2 protein-coding genes are annotated in these 2,396 nt (G+C 66.3%); both read left to right on the forward strand.

Annotated elements, in window-relative coordinates:
- The coding region (locus tag JQ616_RS39170) for a hybrid sensor histidine kinase/response regulator (protein WP_212023526.1) at positions 1-1,929 on the forward strand (1,929 nt) is incomplete at its 5' end.
- Positions 1,930-1,943: 14 nt separating this feature from the next.
- Positions 1,944-2,396 (forward strand): chemotaxis protein CheW (locus JQ616_RS39175; RefSeq protein ID WP_212023527.1); only part of this gene is annotated, 453 nt, incomplete at its 3' end.

The raw sequence follows: 2,396 nt of genomic DNA on the forward strand, positions 1-2,396 counted from the left end.
ACCGAGTTCAAGGTGCCGCTGCAGCGGCTCTCCAACGTCACCGCCGAGCTGCAGGAAGGCGTCATGAAGACGCGGATGCAGCCGATCGGCAATGCCTGGCAGAAGCTGCCGCGCATCGTGCGCGACCTCTCCGGCGAACTCGGCAAGCAGATCGAGCTGGAGATGCACGGCGCCGACACCGAGCTCGACCGCCAGGTGCTCGACCTGATCAAGGATCCGTTGACGCACATGGTGCGCAACTCCGCCGATCACGGCCTGGAGACCACCGCCGAGCGCCTCGCCGCCGGCAAGCCAGAGCAGGGCACCATCCGCCTCTCCGCCTATCACGAAGGCGGCCACATCATCATCTGCATCGCCGACAATGGCCGCGGGCTCAACACCGAGCGGATCAAGGCCAAGGCGCTCCAGAACGGTCTCGTCACCGAGGCTGAACTGGAGAAGATGACCGAAGCCCAGATCCACAAGTTCATCTTCGCGCCGGGCTTCTCGACCGCGGCGCAGGTGACCTCGGTGTCCGGCCGCGGCGTCGGCATGGATGTGGTGCGCACCAATATCGACCAGATCGGCGGCACCATCGACATCAAGAGCGTGGCCGGCGAGGGCGCTTCCGTCACCATCAAGATCCCGCTGACCTTGGCGATCGTCTCGGCGCTGATCGTGGAAGCCGGCGGCGACCGTTTTGCGATTCCCCAACTGTCCGTGGTCGAGCTGGTGCGGGCCCGCGCCAACTCCGAGCACCGCATCGAGCGGATCAAGGACACCGCGGTCTTGCGCCTGCGCAACAAGCTGCTGCCGCTGATCCATCTGAAGAAGCTCCTGAAGATCGACGACGGCGCGACATCAACCGATGCCGAGAACGGCTTCATCGTGGTCACGCAGGTCGGCAGCCAGACTTTTGGCATCGTGGTCGACGGCGTGTTCCACACCGAGGAGATCGTGGTCAAGCCGATGTCCACGAAACTGCGGCACATCGACATGTTCTCCGGCAATACCATCCTGGGCGATGGCGCCGTGATCATGATCATCGACCCCAACGGGATTGCAAAAGCACTCGGCGCCTCCGGCTCCTCGGCCCATGACATGGCCGACGACAATGCCAACGCCCATGCCGCAAGCGGCGAGCAGCTGACCTCGCTCTTGGTGTTCCGCGCCGGCTCGAGCCAGCCCAAGGCGGTGCCGCTCGGCCTCGTCACCCGGCTGGAAGAGATCGCAACCGACAAGATCGAGCTCTCGAACGGCCGCTACATGGTGCAGTACCGCGAGCAGCTGATGCCGCTGGTGCAGATGGCGGGCGTCGAGGTGCAGTCGCAGGGCGCGCAGCCGATCCTGGTGTTCGCCGACGACGGCCGCTCGATGGGGCTCGTGGTCGACGAGATCATCGACATCGTCGAGGAGCGGCTCAACATCGAGGTCGCGGGCAGCCAGGACGGCATCCTCGGCTCGGCCGTGATCAAGGGCCAGGCCACCGAGGTGATCGACGTCGGCCACTTCCTGCCGATGGCGTTCGCCGACTGGTTCTCGCGCAAGGAGATGCGCCCGTCGGCCTCGGCGCAGTCGGTGCTGCTGGTCGATGACTCGGCGTTCTTCCGCAACATGCTGGCGCCGGTGCTCAAAGCCGCCGGCTACAAGGTGCGGACCGCGCCGAATGCGCAGGAGGGCCTCGCCGCGCTGCGCTCCGGCCAGGCGTTCGACGTCGTGCTGACCGACATCGAGATGCCCGAGATGAACGGGTTTGAGTTCGCCGAGAACATCCGCTCCGACCAGAACTTCAACCAGCTGCCGATCATCGCGCTGTCGGCGATGGTGTCGCCGGCGGCGATCGAGCGCGGCCGGCAGGCCGGCTTCCACGACTATGTCGCCAAGTTCGACCGTCCCGGGCTGATCGCGGCGCTGAAAGAGCAGACCGCCGAACTGCGCCGCGCGGCTTGAGGGAAAACACATCGATGATCAACAAGACCGAGACCAGTGAAGGCGCGATGGCCGAATACGTCACCGCCGTGATCGGTGGCCAGCTGTTCGGGCTGCCGATCTCGCGGGTGCAGGACGTGTTCATGCCGGAGCGGCTGACGCGGGTGCCGCTGTCCTCCAGCGAGATCGCCGGCGTGCTCAATCTGCGCGGCCGCATCGTCACCGTGGTCGACATGCGCGCCCGGCTCGGGCTGCCGAAGGCCGACGACGGCAAGCCGCCGATGGCGGTCGGCGTCGACCAGCGCGGCGAATCCTATGGCCTGTTGATCGACCAGATCGGCGAGGTGTTGCGGCTGCCCGACGCCGGCCGCGAGGACAACCCGGTCAACCTCGATCCCCGCATGGCCAAGCTCGCCGGCGGCGTCCACCGCCTCGACGGCCAGCTCATGGTCGTCCTCGATATCGATCGCGTGCTCGAACTGGTGCCC

The sequence above is a fragment of the Bradyrhizobium tropiciagri genome, from assembly GCF_018130545.1.
In the GTDB taxonomy this organism is placed as follows: domain Bacteria; phylum Pseudomonadota; class Alphaproteobacteria; order Rhizobiales; family Xanthobacteraceae; genus Bradyrhizobium; species Bradyrhizobium tropiciagri_A.